The organism is Sedimenticola hydrogenitrophicus (assembly GCF_029017505.1).
Taxonomy (GTDB): Bacteria; Pseudomonadota; Gammaproteobacteria; order Chromatiales; family Chromatiaceae; genus Sedimenticola; species Sedimenticola hydrogenitrophicus_A.
Genome location: NZ_JAQGEI010000012.1, coordinates 91,571 through 110,543, shown reverse-complemented (window position 1 = coordinate 110,543; position 18,973 = coordinate 91,571). Strand labels below are relative to the sequence as shown.

General features: G+C 60.2%; 21 protein-coding genes. 10 read left to right on the top strand and 11 right to left on the bottom strand.

Going from position 1 to position 18,973, the window contains the following annotated elements; all coding sequences use genetic code 11:
* Positions 1–443: 443 nt before the first annotated feature.
* The gene (locus O9K64_RS09640; protein WP_275097846.1) at positions 444–914 is read right to left on the bottom strand and encodes a c-type cytochrome; all 471 of its coding nucleotides are present in this window, start codon (positions 912–914) and stop codon (positions 444–446) included.
* Between the two features lie 327 nt (positions 915–1,241).
* On the opposite strand from O9K64_RS09640, the gene O9K64_RS09635 reads away from it, so the two are divergent.
* Positions 1,242–1,748, top strand: a complete 507-nt coding sequence (locus O9K64_RS09635; protein ID WP_275097845.1) for an RNA polymerase sigma factor — start codon at positions 1,242–1,244, stop codon at positions 1,746–1,748.
* Positions 1,745–2,518 (top strand): anti-sigma factor family protein, encoded by a 774-nt coding sequence (locus O9K64_RS09630; protein WP_275097844.1) that lies wholly within the window; start codon positions 1,745–1,747, stop codon positions 2,516–2,518. Before O9K64_RS09635 ends, O9K64_RS09630 begins: the two co-directional genes overlap by 4 nt.
* A gap of 77 nt (positions 2,519–2,595) precedes the next feature.
* Here O9K64_RS09630 and O9K64_RS09625 read toward each other — a convergent pair whose 3' ends face one another.
* From O9K64_RS09625 to O9K64_RS09605, 5 genes are all read right to left on the bottom strand, one after another.
* On the bottom strand, positions 2,596–3,774 hold the full coding sequence (locus O9K64_RS09625) for an AI-2E family transporter (protein WP_275097843.1): 1,179 nt from the start codon (positions 3,772–3,774) through the stop codon (positions 2,596–2,598).
* 157 nt (positions 3,775–3,931) lie between these two features.
* Positions 3,932–4,174 carry an ADP-ribosylglycohydrolase family protein gene (locus O9K64_RS09620; protein ID WP_335342268.1) on the bottom strand — a complete coding sequence of 81 codons (243 nt, stop codon included), beginning with the start codon at positions 4,172–4,174 and terminating at the stop codon, positions 3,932–3,934.
* Between the two features lie 180 nt (positions 4,175–4,354).
* Positions 4,355–4,717: a DUF1304 domain-containing protein gene (locus tag O9K64_RS09615; RefSeq protein ID WP_275097842.1), complete on the bottom strand. Its 363-nt coding sequence runs from the start codon at positions 4,715–4,717 to the stop codon at positions 4,355–4,357.
* A 136-nt stretch (positions 4,718–4,853) separates the two neighbouring features.
* Positions 4,854–6,107: a YihY family inner membrane protein gene (locus O9K64_RS09610; protein ID WP_275097841.1), complete on the bottom strand. Its 1,254-nt coding sequence runs from the start codon at positions 6,105–6,107 to the stop codon at positions 4,854–4,856.
* 527 nt (positions 6,108–6,634) lie between these two features.
* Positions 6,635–7,090, bottom strand: a complete 456-nt coding sequence (locus O9K64_RS09605; protein WP_275097840.1) for a TerB family tellurite resistance protein — start codon at positions 7,088–7,090, stop codon at positions 6,635–6,637.
* A 278-nt stretch (positions 7,091–7,368) separates the two neighbouring features.
* Here O9K64_RS09605 and O9K64_RS09600 point away from each other — a divergent pair, with 278 nt between their 5' ends.
* Positions 7,369–8,067, top strand: a complete 699-nt coding sequence (locus tag O9K64_RS09600; protein WP_275097839.1) for a pirin family protein — start codon at positions 7,369–7,371, stop codon at positions 8,065–8,067.
* 53 nt (positions 8,068–8,120) lie between these two features.
* Complete coding sequence (locus O9K64_RS09595) at positions 8,121–9,059, top strand: glutathione S-transferase family protein (RefSeq protein ID WP_275097838.1); 939 nt, start codon at positions 8,121–8,123, stop codon at positions 9,057–9,059.
* Positions 9,060–9,152: 93 nt separating this feature from the next.
* Here O9K64_RS09595 and O9K64_RS09590 read toward each other — a convergent pair whose 3' ends face one another.
* On the bottom strand, positions 9,153–9,956 hold the full coding sequence (locus O9K64_RS09590; protein ID WP_275097837.1) for a hypothetical protein: 804 nt from the start codon (positions 9,954–9,956) through the stop codon (positions 9,153–9,155).
* Positions 9,957–10,101: 145 nt separating this feature from the next.
* Between O9K64_RS09590 and nikR the strand changes: the two genes are divergently transcribed.
* The 6 genes from nikR to O9K64_RS09560 all read left to right on the top strand — a co-directional run bounded on the left by nikR (position 10,102) and on the right by O9K64_RS09560 (position 14,544).
* The gene (gene nikR / locus O9K64_RS09585; RefSeq protein ID WP_260294225.1) at positions 10,102–10,569 is read left to right on the top strand and encodes a nickel-responsive transcriptional regulator NikR; all 468 of its coding nucleotides are present in this window, start codon (positions 10,102–10,104) and stop codon (positions 10,567–10,569) included.
* Between the two features lie 410 nt (positions 10,570–10,979).
* Complete coding sequence (locus O9K64_RS09580; RefSeq protein ID WP_275097836.1) at positions 10,980–11,750, top strand: DUF4198 domain-containing protein; 771 nt, start codon at positions 10,980–10,982, stop codon at positions 11,748–11,750.
* A 38-nt stretch (positions 11,751–11,788) separates the two neighbouring features.
* A complete protein-coding gene (gene cbiM, locus O9K64_RS09575; protein ID WP_275097864.1) occupies positions 11,789–12,397 on the top strand; it encodes a cobalt transporter CbiM in 609 nt (202 codons plus the stop codon).
* A 4-nt stretch (positions 12,398–12,401) separates the two neighbouring features.
* Positions 12,402–13,013, top strand: a complete 612-nt coding sequence (locus O9K64_RS09570) for a hypothetical protein (RefSeq protein ID WP_275097835.1) — start codon at positions 12,402–12,404, stop codon at positions 13,011–13,013.
* On the top strand, positions 13,010–13,771 hold the full coding sequence (gene cbiQ, locus O9K64_RS09565; RefSeq protein ID WP_275097834.1) for a cobalt ECF transporter T component CbiQ: 762 nt from the start codon (positions 13,010–13,012) through the stop codon (positions 13,769–13,771). Before O9K64_RS09570 ends, cbiQ begins: the two co-directional genes overlap by 4 nt.
* Positions 13,768–14,544: an energy-coupling factor ABC transporter ATP-binding protein gene (locus O9K64_RS09560; RefSeq protein WP_275097833.1), complete on the top strand. Its 777-nt coding sequence runs from the start codon at positions 13,768–13,770 to the stop codon at positions 14,542–14,544. Before cbiQ ends, O9K64_RS09560 begins: the two co-directional genes overlap by 4 nt.
* A 242-nt stretch (positions 14,545–14,786) precedes the next feature.
* Here O9K64_RS09560 and uxuA read toward each other — a convergent pair whose 3' ends face one another.
* The 4 genes from uxuA to kduI are packed head-to-tail and all read right to left on the bottom strand — an operon-like array spanning position 14,787 to position 18,973.
* On the bottom strand, positions 14,787–15,992 hold the full coding sequence (gene uxuA / locus O9K64_RS09555; RefSeq protein WP_275097832.1) for a mannonate dehydratase: 1,206 nt from the start codon (positions 15,990–15,992) through the stop codon (positions 14,787–14,789).
* On the bottom strand, positions 15,989–17,437 hold the full coding sequence (locus O9K64_RS09550; RefSeq protein WP_335342266.1) for a mannitol dehydrogenase family protein: 1,449 nt from the start codon (positions 17,435–17,437) through the stop codon (positions 15,989–15,991). Before O9K64_RS09550 ends, uxuA begins: the two co-directional genes overlap by 4 nt.
* Entirely contained in the window at positions 17,409–18,152 is a 744-nt protein-coding gene (kduD, locus tag O9K64_RS09545) for a 2-dehydro-3-deoxy-D-gluconate 5-dehydrogenase KduD (protein ID WP_275097831.1), read from the bottom strand. Before kduD ends, O9K64_RS09550 begins: the two co-directional genes overlap by 29 nt.
* Positions 18,149–18,973, bottom strand: a complete 825-nt coding sequence (gene kduI, locus O9K64_RS09540; RefSeq protein ID WP_275097830.1) for a 5-dehydro-4-deoxy-D-glucuronate isomerase — start codon at positions 18,971–18,973, stop codon at positions 18,149–18,151. Before kduI ends, kduD begins: the two co-directional genes overlap by 4 nt.

Below are 18,973 nucleotides of genomic sequence, written 5' to 3'. Positions count from 1 at the left end.
GCCAGCATTGCCGCCGATGTTCCAGAGCGTAGCACATGAATCCGACAACTCCCGATAGGCGATTGAGTTTGTAGCCTGAATGGCGCCCGGCCAGGGGTGCTTGACAGGCGCCCCCCCTATGCGACCGATGTTGGGGTTCGTGCCTCACCCCAACCTACGGCCTGAGCTAGCTGGGTAATCAGCTTGGTAGGGTGGGCACGCTTTTTGTGCCCACGCGGAAGATGTGGTACGGGGCAAAAAGGTGGGCACAAACTACGCGCCCACCCTATGCGACTAGTAGGTTGGGGTGAGCTTGCGAACCCCAACAGGGTTTCATGCGTGCGCACCATGATGCCGGGGTTCGTGCCTCACCCCAACCTACGGCCTGAGCTAGATGGGTAATCAGATACCGATTGGCTCGACCCGGCCGCGTGGGTGCCCCGCCACTCCGCCAGGCGCGGGGTTCAGGACTCCTTCTTTTGGCGGAATTTCTTGTGACAACTGCCGCAGGTCTCGGCGGTCTTCTTGAACTGCGCCAGCATCGCCTGCTCATCCCCCGTTGCCGCCACCTGTTGCAGCTTGACGGCTTCGTCCTGCAGGTTTCGGTAGTTGCTCAGGAACTCATCCCAGTTGTCCCAGATCTCCGGCTTGGCATCGCTCTCCTCGATCGATCCCTCGGGAAAGCCCTCGGAGACGTCCAGCCGGGTGGCGTTGGCCAAGCCCTCAGCACGACTCTTGAACCGGGCGGCATCAAACGGGATCTTCCCCTTGGCCATGGCGCCCATCGGCTGCACATACCACTTGAAGGTGGTCATCACCGAGGCCCTGAAATCGATCGCCGCCTGGGTGGACTCCTGAGCCATGCCGGAGGTGCTGGCAGCGCCGCTGGCGAGGAGACAGGTGATCAGGGCGGTTTGCATAAGACGCTTGTTCATGATTTTCTCTCCCTATTAGCGCTCTGTGTTGTTGTTTTCCGAAAAAGCCTGTTCCTGGTGATAAACAACCGGGGCCGGGGTTTATTCCATCCCGTGGCCGAATGCTACATGGTTAAGCCCAGAACCACCGTCATCCCGGCGAATGCCGGGATCCAGGCGGCTCGATGGAGGCGGTTTTCCTGGATTCCGGCCTGCGCCGGAATGACGGAAACAGGTGTATCCCAGCTTAACTAAGCGCCATTCACCCCGTGGCCGATTTGTTTGGGAATAAATGCCGCGCCCGGGTGTTAACTACAATAGTAGAGATTTATGCAACAGGGAGAAGTCATGTCCTCATTCGGACAACTCATCAGCCAGCAGATCCCCAGGCTGCGCCGTTACGCCCGGGCCCTGCTTGCGGATCCGGGGACGGCGGATGATCTGGTGCAGGACTGCCTGGAGCGCGCCTGGTCGAAGCAGCGGCTGTGGCGTAATGAAGGCGACATTCGACCCTGGCTGTTCACCATCATGCACAACATATACGTCAACGACATGCGCAGCCTGAAGCGCCGTCCCGGCTTTGAGTCGCTGACGGCCATGGCGGAGCCGCCCGGTCAGGAACGACCGGAAAGCCTGCTGGCGCTGCAGGAGCTGGAGCGGGCACTGCACCAGCTGCCGGATAAACAGCGACAGGTGCTGCTGTTGATCGGGCTGGAGCAATTCAGCTACGAAGAGGCGGCCTCGGTACTGGGGATACCCCTGGGCACCGTGATGTCACGGCTGTTTCGCGCCCGGGAAAATCTCCGGACCACGCTTCACGGGGAGCAGAAGTCGCACCTCAGGAGGGTCAAGTGAACGAACGGCAGCCGCAAGTCACCGAACAGGATATACACGCCTATGTCGATGGACGGCTGGAGCCGGCACGGCACAGCGAGGTCGAGGCCTATCTGAATGAATCGGATGAGGCGCGGGCGCAGGCGGCGGGCTATCGCCAGATCGACCAGGCGCTGCACACACTCTACGATCCCGTGCTGGATGAACCGGTACCGCCACACCTGGGGATACCTGCCAACCAGGGCCAGTCATACCGGCACCTCGGCTGGCGAATGGCCGTGATGCTGGCGACCCTGGTGATCGGTGCCATCGGCGGCTGGTTTGGCCGGGGCGGACTCGACGGCCAACCGGCACAGACCGCCAGCCTGTTCAGCAACGCCTATATGGCGCACGTGGTCTATAGCCCGGAGGTACGTCATCCGGTGGAGGTCGATGCCGAACAGGAGCAGCACCTGGTCACCTGGCTCTCCAAACGGCTGCAGGCACCGGTACGGGCCCCCGTGCTGAGCGAGTTGGGTTATCAGCTGCTGGGGGGGCGGCTGCTGGCCAGCGAGGGCGAACCGGCGGCCCAGTTCATGTACGAGAATGCCCAGGGAAACCGGCTGACCCTGTTCATCCGCCGCAACCGGCAACAGGCCGGCGACACCGCTTTCCGCTTTGACCGCAACAACGGCATCCAGGGTTTTTACTGGATCGACGGCGAGCTCGGCTACGCCCTGATCGGCGAAGCCGACCGGCAGTTGATCTCCCGGGCGGCCCATCGGGTATACGAACAGCTGGCGCTGCATTAGTACTACTTCAATTTGATAAAGTACTTTTGTAGGGTGAGGAGTGGTACAAGGATGTACGCTGATAGTCCGGCTGGGTACTAATCGCCAAGAAGTTCGCCGATGGGTTTCAGATCCTCTACATGATCGCAAATCGCCTTTATGATCATGACGGCAGGCACGCCCAGTAATAGCCCCCACAAACCCCACAACCAACCCCAGAAGAGTACGCTGACGAAAACCACTACCGGACTCATTCGGCTGGTCCGGCCGGTAAGCCACGGCGTCAGCAAGTAACCTTCTATGCTGGTGATCAGCAACGCAGTTCCCGAGACCAGAAGAACCATGCCGAGCGTTTCAAATTGAAGAAAGGCAACGAGTGCCGTGCCGCTGCTGACAATAAATGGACCAACGTAAGGTACTGAATTGAATACTCCCGCGGCGATACCCCAGATTGCCGCATTATCCAGTCCGATCCAGAGAAATGCCAACCAGGTTGCCACACCCACCAGCAGGCTGGTGAAAATATGTACCAGCAGGTAGTGTTGGATCTGTTCAGCAATTTGATCCAGCACACGCAGGGTAATTTTTTTCTTGCTGAGGGTGGGACCGGCTATTTTTACCAACTTGCGCCGGAAGGTATCACCCGAAGCGAGCATGAAATACGCCAGGAACAAAACCAATATGAGCTGGCCGGCAAATGCAACGGCTCCCTTTGTCCCCATCCAAAGATACTCTTTTATATTCAGCTTGGGTTGTTCAATCTGAACACGTGTCACACCGCGCGGCGTATCAGGTGCTGCAGTGCCTGTCTCACTCGCCGCCTGTTCGAGCTTGGAGGCAGCTTTTTGCATACTCTCCATCGCACCATCGGAGGCTCCCGGTTCTTTCTGGTTGGCAAGTCTCAGCTTATTCGCTGCATCGGGCAGGGTTTCAATCAGCCTGGCGGCGTCATCGCTGAGCGAATACACCAGGTAGCCAGCCCCTGCCACAATACCAAGCAGCAGCACCGCGGCTCCGATGGCGTTCGGAATCCGCCATCTGTTCATCCGGTTAACCACCGGAGCAAGCGCATAACTGATCACCACGCCAAGCATCAGCGGAATGAATATCGCCATGGCCCATCGCAGCATGAAAACGACCGCGAGTGCCGCAAGCAGCACGAGCGAGAGACTGTGTGTATTAATCGGTACAGGCAGGGTTAATGGGGCGGGTTCACAAGACTCCTCGCCGTTGTTGTGTTCGACACTTGTCTCTTCAGGCGCAAGATGATTATCCATCTGTGGTTCCTATTATGTCTGCTAAACTGCTTTTTTCACTAAACATCATTGGCGCCATTCAGGGGCAAACGCCGTTGATATTTTGACACCCTATTGTCAATCGCCCTTTGAGATCGGTACTATCCAGTGATCTACTCTTTATAGATTTCCAGGAAATTCACACAGACCCCTGCAAGTGCCAATCAAGCCTGCTTAAAGCTGTCTTCGCAATCTCCCGCGGCACGCCGCCATAATAAGCCTCGACATTCCCCCCGGCTATACTGGCCAGAGTATCACTGTCGCCACCCAGAGAAACAGCATTGCGTACCGCATCCTCATAATCCGTTGAATCGCGAAAGGCAATAAGGGCTTGCGGCACCGATTTCTGGCAGGAAATCTCAAAACCGTAATCGGGGCGGATGCCATCGATCCTTGAAGAGAGATCATAATGAAACTGATCTCAATAAAAAGGTAGCAATAAAAAGGTGATGGGGGGAATAAATAATATTCCCCCCATCACCTTTTTTTATGAGATAACTTTCATCTCTCTAGTTTCGTGCCATGCCCGGCACACACGCTGGAGTTATGGCGAACCTATAATTTATTGACTTGATAAAATCACAAAAAGTAGACCAAAAACACCAGGAATAGCCTGCACAAAAAGAATTTTGCGGCTTGCAGTTATTGCACCGTATATGCCGGCAACAACAACACAAGCCAAGAAATACACTTTGAAATCATATCCTGCCGACCCTTGAATAACACCCAACAAAAGGCCAACCGCAATGAAACCATTGTAAAGTCCTTGGTTTGACGCCAGTACTTTCGTGGCAGCCGCTTGCTCTTTAGATTGGCCAAAAACCTTAAGCCCAACTGGCTTATCCCAGAGGAACATTTCCAAAATCAGGAAATATCCATGAAGCAAGGCCACCAACAACACAACCACATCAGTGAATATTGTCATTTGTACTTACCTATGAGTGAGTCATAACGCCGCCAAGAACTTAAATCGCAGGCGTCCAGTTTTTCGGGTCAACCATCGCCCCCAAACTGAATTATCCGCGAACGGTTCCCGGTTGGCCATTAAAGATGAATTCCACTCAACGGAATAGCTCCTCGAGGGGCACCGACATCTCATCGGAGAGGCCCCGCCCTACGCGCTGCACGATTTCTCGTAATGCCTGCTCGGCTGGATCATCATCCCGCAGCAGCGTGGTATCCGGCAGGGCGATTGCCTGCAGATGGTAAAGGTCCAGCAATGAAACGGCCGACAGATCTCGCGCCAGCAGCCACTGCTCACCCTCGGTGTAGGCCAGGAAACGGGCGTGCTGAAGCGTGTTCAATTGTTCCGACAACTGGTCATGATCGATTTCGTTCAGCGCCTGCTGCAACTGTTCAATGGAACAACCCTCACCCCGCTTATGAGCGACGAACAACGTCCGGAGAATCCGGAAGTGGAGAATCAGTGGATCGACCCGACGTTGCTCACCGGATGTCTTGCTCTCGGCGGCAATTTCCAGACAACAGCAAAACTCCGCACCCAACAGGGCGATCGCCCAGCCCAGGTAGACCCAAATTAAAAACAGCGGCACCATCGCCAGGGCGCCATATATGACCTCATACCGGGCTATGAAGGTAATGTAAAACGCAAACCCATGCTTTGTAAACTCGAACAGGAACGCCGCAAACACCCCGGCGGTAATGGCATGGATGGGTCGGATACGCTGATTTGGCACGATCAGATAGAGCAAACTAAAGGCCGTCGCGGAGGCCAGCACCGGCATCGTCTTGAATAGCGGCACGCTCAGTCCGAAATGCCTATCCGCCAATGAAAAGACCGGCATAGAGATCAGGTAAGAGGTTGCCGCTACGCTCAGGCCAATCAGTAATGGCCCCAGCGTGAGAATCGCCCAGTAGACCAGGAACCGGTTGAGCACTGGTCGGGTCCTCTCAATCCGCCAGATCCGGTTAAATACCTGCTCGATCTCGGCCATCAACAGCAGGGCCACCACAATCAAAAACGCCAGGCCGGGTCCTGTCATGCTGCCGGCATTTTCACTGAAACGGTTCAGGTACTCGTATATCACCTCACTGGAGGCGGGCAAGAAGTTCTCGAACACAAAATTCTGCAGTTGGGTAATAACCCGGTCACCCACCGCAAAGGCTGACAAAATGACCAGAATCACACTCATCAACGGGACCAAGGAGAGCAGTGTGGTGAAGGTGAGCGAAGCGGCATTGGGCAATGCCTGGTCGGTCATGAAGCGGGACACGAGTAGCTGTATGAAGTTGCGTAGCCAGCGAGCAACCGCAGGAATTTGCGCGATGCGACCCTTTAATTGATTCTGCTCCATGCATAGCACCCATACGATTTTATTGCATACCTGCTCTCTCCCTGCATAATACATCAGCTACCGGCCCAGTTCAGGGCTGAATGCGGTTGATGCCGGTCGGAGTGGTAGTCATCAACAAGGAGCCTGACCCTTGAAAAAGATCAGCGGGGTTCAGGACCGGGATTCGCAACGGGATTCAGGACATCCATCATTTATTCATCCGTTATTGTGGGTAATTTTAAAGCACACCAATCATCGAAGTTTACGCAGGCAAAGCGCGATACAGTCGCCTCGACTCCCCCAACCCCTTGATAAAACAGCGCCCCGCCGCCAGTGCAATCTGCCTGATCCGCTCGGCTTGACCAATCACCACAGGCGCCTCCATCTGGCCGTATCCCGATAAGTGCTCCAGATTAAATGTGGATGTCCCGGTTTTTCCACCGGTTTTTTACCATCGGCGGGCACGGCCCGCCCTATGGTTCTCGAACATCGCCAGCACGGGATAGTAGTGAGTCTCATGGTGGCCGGAAATACGGCCCGACAGGCGGCTAGGGATTGGCCACCCGGTGCTTGGCGGCGATGAACTCGGTATGCGGGACATACAGCAGATCCGCCAGGCGGCGTATCACGTGCTCTTCGTAGTGATGCAGTTCGCTGTCGGAGAAGGCCACCCGCCAGAGCGCCTCGATCAGATCCACCTTCTGCCGCGGCGAATAGTGCTGGTTGATCAGGCGGGTAAACTGGAAATAGTCGGTGGAATCGGCATGCTCCGCCTCCGCCAGACCCAGCAGTTCATCCGCCTCCCCCGGCGCCAGCCGGAAGTGCTCCTGAACCGCCAACAGCAGCGCGGCCTTCTCATCGGGATGCTGCTTATAGTCCGACTCGGCCACTTCGAACAGCAGCACCGCCACCGCCAGCCGCAGGGCGTGCTCCGGGTCCTGGTCCATCGCGGATGAATCGGGGGCCATGTGGGTTTCAAAAAACTGTTTAATCTTCTCAATCATAATAAATACTTCGCTTGTGCCAGCGGCCACGCCTGAGTCTCAACCTCCAGTGGCATGCCGGACAAAACGGCTGACACCGCCAATTTTGGACCCCGATCCGGCCTCGATGTTTCGCGGAGCTCCGTGAACCGGCACTGCCGGCCCGCGGTGGGCGTTCCGTTGCACAGGCCGCCCCGGCCGCCGCCGCGCCGGTTGACCTGCCGGGAGGGACGGCGGCAGGGGGCGGTACAGAGGGTACCGAACAACTACACTGTAGTCATCAACAAGGAGCCTAAACCATGAAACAGATCAGAGCAGCAGATGACCGTGGTCATGTCCAACAAGGCTGGCTGGAGAGCCATCACAGCTTCTCCTTCGCCGATTATTACGATCCGGCCCACATGGGGGTATCGATCCTGCGGGTCATCAATGAAGACCGGATAGCGCCGGCCAGCGGATTCCCCACCCACCCGCACCAGGATATGGAGATCGTCACCTATGTCATGGAGGGGGAGCTGGAACACAAGGACAGCATGGGCAACGGCTCACTCATCCATCCGGGTGACATTCAACACATGAGCGCCGGCACCGGGGTCAGACACAGCGAGATCAACCCGTCCGAACATCAGCCGGTGCACCTGTTGCAGATCTGGCTCCTGCCCAACGAGAAGGGCGTGCCCCCCGGATATGCCCAGAAGCACTTCCCCCTGTCGGAGCGGCGCGGCACCCTGCAGCTGCTGGTCTCGCCGGACGGCAGTGGCGGCTCCATCAGCGCCCATCAGGACGGGCTGCTCTACGGCACCCTGCTGGAACAGGGCGAGTCGGTGACGCACACGCTGACGGCGGGGCGAACCGCCTATGTCCATGTCGCCAGGGGCCAGGCGCTGGTCAACGGCGAAACCCTGGGCGCGGGCGACGCCCTCACCCTGGTGGATGAACCGCAGGTGGAGCTGAGCGGTGTCGACCGGGCCGAGGTGCTGCTGTTCGATCTGCCTTGATCACCCAGGTGATCACCCGTTAACCGGCGGCACGAATCAACCAATGAGGCACCATGAGAAACAATGATGCAGGCGAGTTTGTCCGCTGGGAATCCCGCTTCAGGAACTGGGTGACGCCAACGGGAGCGGCGGGCCTCAGCGGCGAGTCCGGTTTCAGGGCCGAGCCGGGCCGCTACCATCTCTATGTCTCCCTGGCCTGCCCCTGGGCCCATCGGACCCTTATCTTCCGCAAGCTGAAACGGCTGGAAGCGGTGATCCCGGTGTCGGTGGTGCATCCCGTCATGCCCGAGGAGAGCTGGCTGTTCGGCGCGTATCCCGGGTCCACCGGGGACCAGGTGCATGGTTACCGAAAACTGGCCCAGCTCTACGACCGGGTCGAACCGGGCTACGACGGCGTGGTGACCGTGCCGGTGCTGTATGACAAACAGCGGGACCTCATCGTCAACAACGAATCCTCGGAGATCATCCGCATGTTCAACAGCGCCTTCGACACCTGGGGAGACCAGGCGATCGATCTCTACCCCGTGCCACTGCGCGCAGAGATAGACGAGATCAACGACTATATCTACGAACGGGTGAACAACGGGGTCTACCGGGCCGGTTTTGCGCGCACCCAGCGGGCCTATGAAACCGCCTTCGACCGGCTGTTCGATGCGCTGGATGAATTGGAGCGGCGTCTCGCCGGGAACCTCTGGCTGGTGGGCGACCGTCCCAGCGAGGCCGACTGGCGCCTGTTCCCCACCCTGGTCCGTTTCGATGCGGTTTACCATGGTCACTTCAAATGCAATAAGCGGCGCATCATCGACTACCCCAACCTGTGGGCTTGGTTGCGTGCGCTCTACCGGATACCCGGGATCGCGGAGACGGTAAACTTGGACCACATCAAGACTCATTATTACCGCAGCCATCCGTTCATCAACCCGAACGGCATCGTGCCGAAGGGGCCGGATATCGACTTTGAATCACGCGAGGGTATGGGCCGCTACAACTGACCTGAGCCCTAAGACAGGCGACGCCGGCCCCACAACGACAGGCTTCAGGGCTTGATCTCCGCCTTCGGCTGCTGATCCTGGATGCGGTGCGTTTCACTCAGCGCCGGCGGCGCTGAACCAGCAGCGCGGACGCACCCCGTGGCTCTGCAGCGGGTGCTGGGTGCAGAGCCAGGGCGGCCCGTCCGCCCCCGTCGCGCGATTCTCCGGATCGCACAGGGCGGCGGCGAAATAGGTATCGAGACGGCACTGCGGGCTGGGCGGCCCCGTTTCGGTCCGACGGGCGACCTCCAGCGCCGGCATCTCGAACAGTGGGTAACCGATATGCCGTTTGTGGGCGAAATAGCGGGTCAGGCGCGCCCCGGCCATGGCGGAGCGCATGCAGAGCTGGCGCTCCTCGCGGGAGATGAATACCGTCCGGCAGCGGTCGACCACGATCTCCGGGGTGGTCTCCTCACGCAGCACGCTATACTCGGGCAGCTTCGGAAACACGCGCCGCAGGCAGTCGGAGACCCCGAAGTAGTCCGCCTGCCCCTCCACCGAGTATTTCCAGACCGCCGGCGGTCCCGCCAGATGGTGGCCGATCTCGTGGCAGACGATCAGGGTGAAGGCGTCGGCATTGATGATCGGCTGCCGGGCGATGCCGCCGGGGATCCGCAGGATGGCGATCTCGCCGCGCCGATCCTCCTCCCGCCAGGCCGAGGCCTGGTTGGTCTCATCCGGCCACAGCCGATCGATGCGCAAGCGCTCGTTGCGCTCGCTGAACGCCCCGGCGTAGGTCCGGGCGACCACGTCGAGGATGGTATCGTAGGTGTTGCGGGAGATCTCCGCCTGCACTGTCGGGAGATTGACCAGGGACAGGCCCAGGAACCAGAGAACCACCAGGGAACGACGCAGCATACACAGTTTCCACTCGTGTCCGGCTCCCCTTATTGATAACTAATAGTGCAAACCCCGCCAAGTTCAAGCCGCCGGCGAATGTTTGCCCCGACGCGGATCTCCTGCGATGATTCGGGCACGTTACGCCAAACCACGAGGAAGCCCAATGGAACGCATCACCATATCCCTGGACGAGGAGCTGATCGGCCAGTTTGAGGAGTACCTTAAACGGCGCAGCTACAAGAACCGCTCCGAGGCGATCCGGGATATGATCCGCGACACCCTGGAGGCGGACCGCATGGCACATGCCGCCAGCGGTCACTGTGTCGGCACCCTCAGCTATGTGTTCAACCACGAAGAGCGGGAGTTGGCCCGGCGCCTGACCCACGCGCACCACCACCATCACGATGTCTCGGTCTCCACCCTGCATGTCCATCTGGATCATGAGAACTGCCTGGAGGCGGTCGTGGTCAGCGGCCCTACCCGGCAGGTGGAGGAGTTTGCCAACGCGGTCATCACCCAGCCGGGCGTGCGCCACGGCAAGCTCAACCTGATCCCGGTGGAGGTGGAGCAGGAGCACCACCACCACGGCGGCGGCGCCCACAAACACAGCCATACCCACCCGCAGACCTGAGTCACCGGGTTAACTCCCCGGCTTGGCCCGGGGGACTCGTCAGGTTTGACCTATGCATGGTTTGAGTGCCTCTGGATAACTGATGGCAAATGGACTCTCGCCAAGACGCCAAGAGCGCAAAGATTAAAGGAAGGAATCGGTTTTCCTTGGCGTGCTTGGCGTATTGGCGAGATCAAAGATCATTGTCCGGTTCGAGCCTGGGAAGGAGCCGTGGAGAAGAAGGGTTGTACAGTCGGCTCGGATGGTCCCCCGAGCGGTTCAGGATGTTGCGACACCGTTGAGGCCCTCAACCTGTAAGTGCCTAGTGTTCACGGGCCAATTGTATTACAAATTATTTTTTTGTAATATCGCTTAACCGACCCGGGCACCACAGCAGGATCACCCGGCCATTTTTTCACCGGAGTCCGCGGATGTTTAAACGGCTTACCCGATATCTGGCGACAGCGTTCTGCCTGCTACCCGCCCTTGCCGCCGCCCACTTTCAGACCCTGATCCCCTCCCATGAGCTGCTCCATGAAGGCACCCCCCGCCTTGTGCAGCTGGATTTGCGCTTCACTCACCCGATGCTGGGCGGTCCGACCATGCACATGGGACAGCCGTTGCGGTTCGGCGTGCTGGGCCCCGAGGGCGACCGGGACCTGCGTGACGCCCTCTCCACCTATCAGGTGGATGGCCAGACCGCCTATCGGGCCGAATACCGCGTCACCCGCCCCGGCGACCACCTCTTCTACCTGCAGCCCGCCCCTTACTGGGAGCCGGCCGAGGGGAAAATGATCGAACACTTCACCAAGGTGGTGGTGGACGCCTTCGCCGGTGAGCCGGGCTGGGACCGGCTGGTGGGGTTTCCGGTCGAGATCGAGCCGCTGACCCGCCCCTACGGGCTCTGGACCGGTAACCTGTTCCAGGGCGTGGTGCGACGGGATGGTGAGCCGGTGCCCTTTGCCCAGGTGGAGATCGCGTGGCTGAACGACGGCAGCATCACCCCCCCGGCGGATGCCTATGTCACCCAGGTGACCAAGGCCGACGCCAACGGCACCTTCAGTTATGCGCTTCCGCGCGCCGGTTGGTGGGGCTTCGCCGCGCTGCTGGAAGGTCCGGAAAAGCTGCGCAATCCCGCCGGCGAAGCCGTACCGGTGGAACAGGGGGCGCTGATCTGGATCCGCGCCCGTGACATGCAATGACGCCAATAGAATGATTAGTAGAATGAGGAGCCACGGCCATCGCCCATATCCCTGACGGTGTACTCTCCGCACCGGTACTGATCAGCGGTGCCGCCGCCACCACCTGCCTGCTGGCGGTGGCGATCCGGCGGCTCGATTTCGACCGCATCCCCCAGGCGGCGGTGCTCTCGGCCGCCTTCTTTATTGCCTCGCTGGTCTCGGTCCCGGTAGGCCCGAGCAGCGTGCACCTGATCCTGAACGGACTGATGGGGCTGATCCTGGGCTGGGCGGCGGTGCCGGCGATCCTGGTGGCCCTGCTCATGCAGGCGGTGTTTTTCGGCTACGGCGGCCTGCTGGTGCTCGGCGTCAACACCCTGAACATCGCCCTGCCGGCGCTGCTCTGCGCCGGCCTGCTGGGTCCGGCGCTCAGGCGCTCCAGCGGCAGGGCCAGCCTGGCTTGGGGGGCGGCCAGCGGCGCCCTGGGCGTCGTGCTGACCGGCACCCTGGTCAGTCTCAGCCTGGGCCTGAGCAGCAGCGATTATCTGCCGGCGGCCAAGGTGGTACTGGCCACCTATGCCCCGCTGATGGTGGCCGAGGCCGCGGTCACCGGCTTCACCCTGGCGTTCCTCCTCAAGGTGGCGCCGGAACTGATCACCCTGCAGGAGTAAACCGATGCCCCGCCTGCATCTAATAATAATCCCGCTCCTGCTGTTGCACGGCAGCGCCGAGGCGCACCTGCTGAAGCTGTTTGCCTATGTGGAGGGGCCGAACATCCACGGTTCGGTCTACTTCGCCGGCGGCGCCGAGGCGGCCGGCGCGGTCGTCACCGTCAGCGACACCGTCAGCGATCCGGGCGGCCAGCCGCTGGCGACACTAAAAACCGACCCCCAGGGCGCCTTCAGCTATACCCCGGCGAACGCGGGGGAGTACCGACTCCGGGCCGACACCGGTGACGGCCACCAGGCGGAGTGGCTGATCCGCGCAGCGGAGTTCGGCCCGACCGGCCCTGACGCCGCGATTTCAGCCGGGACCGGGAGCCGGCCGACGGCTACCGATCAAACGGGCCTGGTTGACCGACAATTGGCGGACCGACAGCTGATGGCGCTGGTCGAGCAGGCGCTGGCGCGCCAGATCGGCCCGCTACGCGCGGCGCTGCAGCGTAGCGACGAGCGGGCGCGGCTGAGCGACATCCTCGGCGGTATCGGCTTTATCTTCGGTCTGGCCGGGATCGCCCTGTGGTGGCGCGGCCGCCGGGGTGGACCGGGCGGCGGACCAAAAAAATGATGCAGCTGACCCTCGGCCAGGAAAACGCCCAAGGAGGCTGGCTCAGCCAGTTCGACCCGCGCCTGCGCCTGATCGCGGCCCTGCTATTCGCCCTGGCCGTGGTCTCACTGCAGCGCCTCCCCCTGCTGTTGACGGCCTTGCTGCTGGCGCTGCTGCTGGCGTGGCGGGTCGGCCTGAGCGGCCCGCTGCTGCGCAAGCGGCTGCTGGCCATGGAGGGTTTCATGATCGTGCTGCTGGTGATGCTGCCTTTCTCGGTGCCGGGAGAGAGTTGGTTGACCCTGGGGCCGTTCAGCGCCAGCTTTGAGGGACTGCAGCGGGCCCTGGAGATCGTGCTCAGGGCCAACGCCGTGGTCATTCTGCTGATGGCGCTGATCGGCACCCTGGAGCCGGTGGTCCTGGGACATGCCCTGGGACAGCTGCGCCTGCCGCAGAAACTGATCCACCTGTTCCTGTTCACCGTGCGCTACATCGGCGTGCTGTTCGACGAGTACCAGACCCTGCGCCTGGCGATGCGCGCCCGCGCCTTTGTCGCCGGCAGCAACCGCCACACCTGGCGCAGCCTCGGCTGGCTGCTGGGCATGCTGCTGGTGCGCAGCCTGGAGCGCTCGCGGCGGATCCTCGCCGCCATGAAGTGCCGCGGCTTCAGCGGCCGCTTCTACCTGGTCAACCCGAACGTCTGGCGCCACCGCGACACCCTGGGGCTGTTCGCCGCGGGCGGAATCGCCGCTATCCTGTTACTGCTGGAGCAGACCCTATGAATGAAATCCTGATCAGCCTGCAGGATATCGCCTTCGGCTACCCGGCCCATCCGGTGCTCTCCGCGGTCAACTTCCATCTGCACCCCGGTGAGCGGGTCGCCCTGCTGGGAGAGAACGGCGCCGGCAAAACCACCCTGCTGCAACTGATGGTGGGCCTGCACAAACCCAGCGCCGGGCGCATCCACGCCTTCGGCCGGGAACGCCGTAGCGAGCAGGAGTTTCGCGAAGTGCGCGCCCGGGCCGGGCTGCTGTTCCAGGATGCCGACGACCAGCTGTTCTGCCCCACGGTGCTGGAGGATGTAATCTTCGGCCCGCTGAACCTGGGCCGCAGCGAGACCGAGGCGCGGGAGATCGCCGAACAGGTGCTGGACTCCCTGGGGCTCTCCCGTTATGCCGAGCGAGTCACCCACAAGCTCTCGGGCGGCGAAAAGCGCATGGTCGCACTGGCCACGGTGCTGGCCATGCAGCCGCAGGTGCTGCTGATGGATGAGCCGACCAACGGACTGGACGAAAAGGCCGAACAGCGCCTGCTGGAACACCTGGAGTCCCTGCCCCAGGCGATGGTGTTCGTCTCCCACGACCGCAAACTGGTGGAGCGGCTGGCCACCCGGGCGGTGCTGATCCAGGACGGCACCCTGGTCGAAGGCATCATGCACCGTCATCCCCATCTGCACACCCATTCGCACCTGCATGTCCACGCCGCCGGTATCGACGCCGGGCATGAGCATGACGCAAAGGTGCCGGAACACAAACACTCCCATGGCGAGGAGTGACAACCGCGCTATAAGCCTGCTATCTGCCTTGTAACTCAAGTTTCTGAGTTCATTTCACAAAGCTTAATCGCTGAATTTGTAGGGTGTATAAGCATCAGCGCATGCCATCCTCAGGTCCGTAAACGGTACATTCATGTACCACTCCTCACCATGATTCGGATGCGGTGGATGCGCAAGCTTATCCACCCTACAAGTCCTGCGAACTCCGGAACTTGAGTTGGTAAGTAGATCTCTGGATGAGATCAGATCCTGCCATTGAGCTCGCGTTTACCGCTCCACTCCAAGGCGGCGATAACACCGCGCAATTCGGCCAGACCCCGCATACGTCCAATCAATGAATATCCAGGATGGGCACCTCTTTCGATATCCGACAAGAGATCGTGCCCGTGATCGGGACGGAAGGGAATCTCCGCGTCTTCCAGTCCCGCTTCTCGCCGACGCGTCTCCTCCTCCAGAAGCACATGGATAAGGGACACCATGTCGGTACCGCCATTCAAATGGGCCGCCTCTTCAAAGCTTCCTGATTGGTCCGGGTCATGCCGGATATTCCTCAGGTGTGCGAAATGAATGCGATCCGCGAATCGTGCGGCGATTGCCGGGATATCATTCTCGGGACCGGCGCCAAGAGAACCTGCGCATAAGGTCAGACCGTTGGCCCGTGCTGGAACCGCATCCATGATCCAGGCAATATCCGCCTCACAGGAGACGATGCGCGATAACCCGAGAATATCCCGGGGCGGATCATCCGGATGCACACACAAACGCATGCCGAGCTCTTCGGCAGTGGGCACCACCTCATTAAGGAAGCGGCGGAAATTGCTCCTCAGTTCGTCGCGCCCAATACCCTCGTAACGACGCAAGGCGGTTCTCAAACCCGTCACACTATAGCGATCATAGGCCCCGGGAAGACCGGACATGATGGCGTGCAACAAGGCGGCCTGGTCCTCCGCGGTCGCTGTCCTGAACCACTCTCCGCCTTGCTCAACCACCGCTTCCGGATAGTCGTTCACCGCGTCCTTCCGACCCAGCATATGAATCTCAAAAGCCGCCATGCGTGGCGCATCGAAACGCAGACAGGCACCACCCCGTGCCACGGGCGCCGCAAGATCCGTGCGCGTCCAATCGATCAGTGGCATAAAGTTGTAGCAAATGGTCTTGATACCTTCCGAGGCCAGGTTGCTCATGGACTGCCGGTAATTGGCGAACAGTCGTTCAAGATCGCCTTCGCCGCGCTTGATGTCTTCGTGGACGGACAGACTCTCCACCATCACCCACTCAAAGCCGGCCTCGACAATCTGCGCATTCCGCTTGGCGATTGCGGCACGCTCCCAGACCTCGCCATAGGGTATATCATGAAGCGCGGTGACAATCCCCAGTGCGCCCGTCTGCGCGATCTCCGGTAACGAAATGCGATCAAGTTCCCCATACCAGCGCCAGCTTTCCTTCATGAAAGTTCCTCCACCGCGCCACGCGCACCCAGAGTCATGAGCCGTTCATAGGCTGCACAGATCCCGGGTTCCAATGCCCTGGTGAGATCTTCTGAAAATATTTCCCGAACGGCCAAGAGTCTGCGTGCCTTATCGACCCCTACAGCCAAATCCGACTGTTCTCTGAGGTACACGGCCAGGGGATCCTTGACCTGGATAGGGTGACCCGTTTCGTCGATGCCGCCCACATAGCGCATCCAACCCGCGACTGCCAGATTCAATCCCGGAGCGGGCCTCCCCGTGGTGTAATTCTGCCATAGGGTACCCAATATGCGCTGGGGGAGTTTCTGGCTTCCGTCCATGGCGATCTGCCATGTGCGATGCTGGATTGCCGGGTTGGCGTATCGCGCGAACAGGGCCTCGGTATAGGCCAGGATGTCCGCGCCGGGCGGCGGCGTCAATGCGGGGATAATCTCATGGGTCCATAACTGATTCACATAGCGTGCGAAAACAGGATCGGCCACGGTGTCGGCGATTGTCTCGTGCCCCGCCAGATAACCCAGGTAGGCCAATGCCGAATGGGTGCCGTTGAGGCAACGAAGTTTCATCTGTTCATAGGGCGTCACGTCATCCACCAGGGTAACGCCCACGGCGCCCAGGTCGGGCCTGAGGCCATCGACAAAATCATCCTCGACCACCCACTGGCGGAAAGGTTCGTGCACCACGGGCGCAGCATCCCGGTACCCGGTGAGGGAGGCTGCGTCCTCGATTTCCTTCGGCTTGATAGCGGGTACAATGCGATCGACCATGGTCGCCGGAAAACGCCCCTCCAGCGCAATCCAGTCAGCCAGCCCGGGGTCGATCATACGGGCCAGTTGCAAAACCACGCCCCGCACCAGGCGGCCGTTTTCCGGCAGATTGTCACAGGTCAACACGGTAAAGGGGCGCAACCCGGCCCTACGCCGTGCCGCCAGGGCTCTAACCAGGAAACCGGGCGCGGAGTACGGCACCGCTGACCTGCTGTCATGGATAATGTCGGGATGATCAACATTCAAATGCCCGGTCGACGGTTCATAACAATAACCCTTTTCGGTAACCGTCAGGGTGACAATCCGCACCTTCGGATCCGACATCAATGCAAGCACCCTTTCGGGGTTCTCCCGGGAGACAAGGCAATCCTCAATGACATTGACCACCTGCGCCCGGGTGCCTTCAGGGCCACGTTCGAGCGCGGTGTAGGCAAAGCTTTGGGGAGCCAATGCGTCACGCGTTGCCGGAGACTGGAGAGAGACGCCGACAATCCCCCAATCGCCACCAGAGGCGGCCATTGCCTCTGCCACGTAAAGGGCACCATGGGCGCGAAAGAAAGCACCGAGACCGAGGTGAACCATACCCACGCCGGGGCGCGGAGTATTGGGACGGGACAGACGTGGCAGATTAGTAGGCAAGCCATCCACCATCGACATTGAGCACGGCACCATGAATATAGCGGGCAGCCTGGGAGCAAAGAAAAGCCGCCGCACCACCGATATCCTCCGCCTCACCCCAGCGTCCTGCCGGGATACGACTGAGGATGGCCGCAGAGCGTGCCGTATCGTTGCGAAGGGCCTCGGTATTGTTGGTGACGATGTATCCTGGCGCGATGGCGTTAACGTTGATGCCGCGCGCCGCCCATTCATTGGCCAGGGACTTGGTGATGCCCGCTACCCCGTGCTTCGAGGCTGTATAGGCAGGCACGCGGATACCCCCCTGAAAGCTCAGAAGCGAGGCAATATTGACGATCGAGCCGGTCCCGCCGGTGGCAAATATTTCACGCGCAAAGGCCTGGCAGGTAAAGAACAGCGCCTTGAGGTTCACATTCAAAACCGCATCCCAGTCGGTTTCCGAATAGTCCACACTGTCGCAGCGCCGAATGATCCCGGCATTATTCACCAGGATCGAGAAACCCTGATCCGCGAAAACCCCCTCCGCTGCCATCGGATTGTCGAAATCGAGACAAAGGCATTCAGCCCTGCCACCCTTTTCCCGGATTATGCCCACCGTTTCGTCACAGGCACGACGGCCGGCGCAAACCACTTGCGCACCTTGCCCAGCAAGTGCCACGGCCACGGCCTGACCGATTCCGGTATTGGCGCCGGTGACCAGGGCGCGGCGCCCGGACAAATCAAAAAGAGCGCTCATCGCAAATCACCCGGCTGCACGAAATCCATATCCGTGTAATCCACATTATCTCCCGCCATCGCCCAGATAAAGGTGTAGCCCGCGGTCCCGGCACCCGAATGCAAAGACCAGGGAGGAGAGATCGCCGCCTCTTCGTTGGCCACCAGCAAATGGCGCGTCTCGGTGGGCTCGCCCATGAGATGCAACACACGCGCTTCGGGGGAGAGGTTGAAATAGAGATAGGCTTCGATACGACGGTCATGGGTGTGCGCCGGCATGGTGTTCCAGACGGAGCCATCCTCCAGGGTTGTATAACCAAGGATGAGTTGGCAACTCTCCATCACCTCGGGATGAATGAACTGGTTGATCGTCCGCTTGTTCGAGGTTTCCAGCGAACCGAGTTTGACCACAGCGCTGTCGGCAAGTCGAATGAGTCGGCTGGGAAAGGTGACATGGGCGGGTGCCGAGGTGATATAAAATCGTCCTGCACCGGCAAAGGTGACCGGCCCGGCACCCTTCCCCAGATAAAGCACATCGCCCCGCTCCATGGCCCAGCTTTCACTGGCCGTCGAAACGGTCCCCGTTTCGCCAATATTGACGATGCCCATCTCCCGCCGATCAAGGAATCCGGGGGTACCGCTTTGCGCCACATGATCGAGGATCAGGGGCTTCCCCGCGGGTACCGCACCTCCCAGGACAAAACGTTCGTAATGGGTATAGACCAGACGAATCTCCCCATCCACAAATAGCCCTTCGGCAAGAAAATGCTTGCGAAGCGCTTCCGTATCCATGGTGCGTGCGTGCTCGGCATGAACCGCATAGCGGGTTTCAACATTCAACAT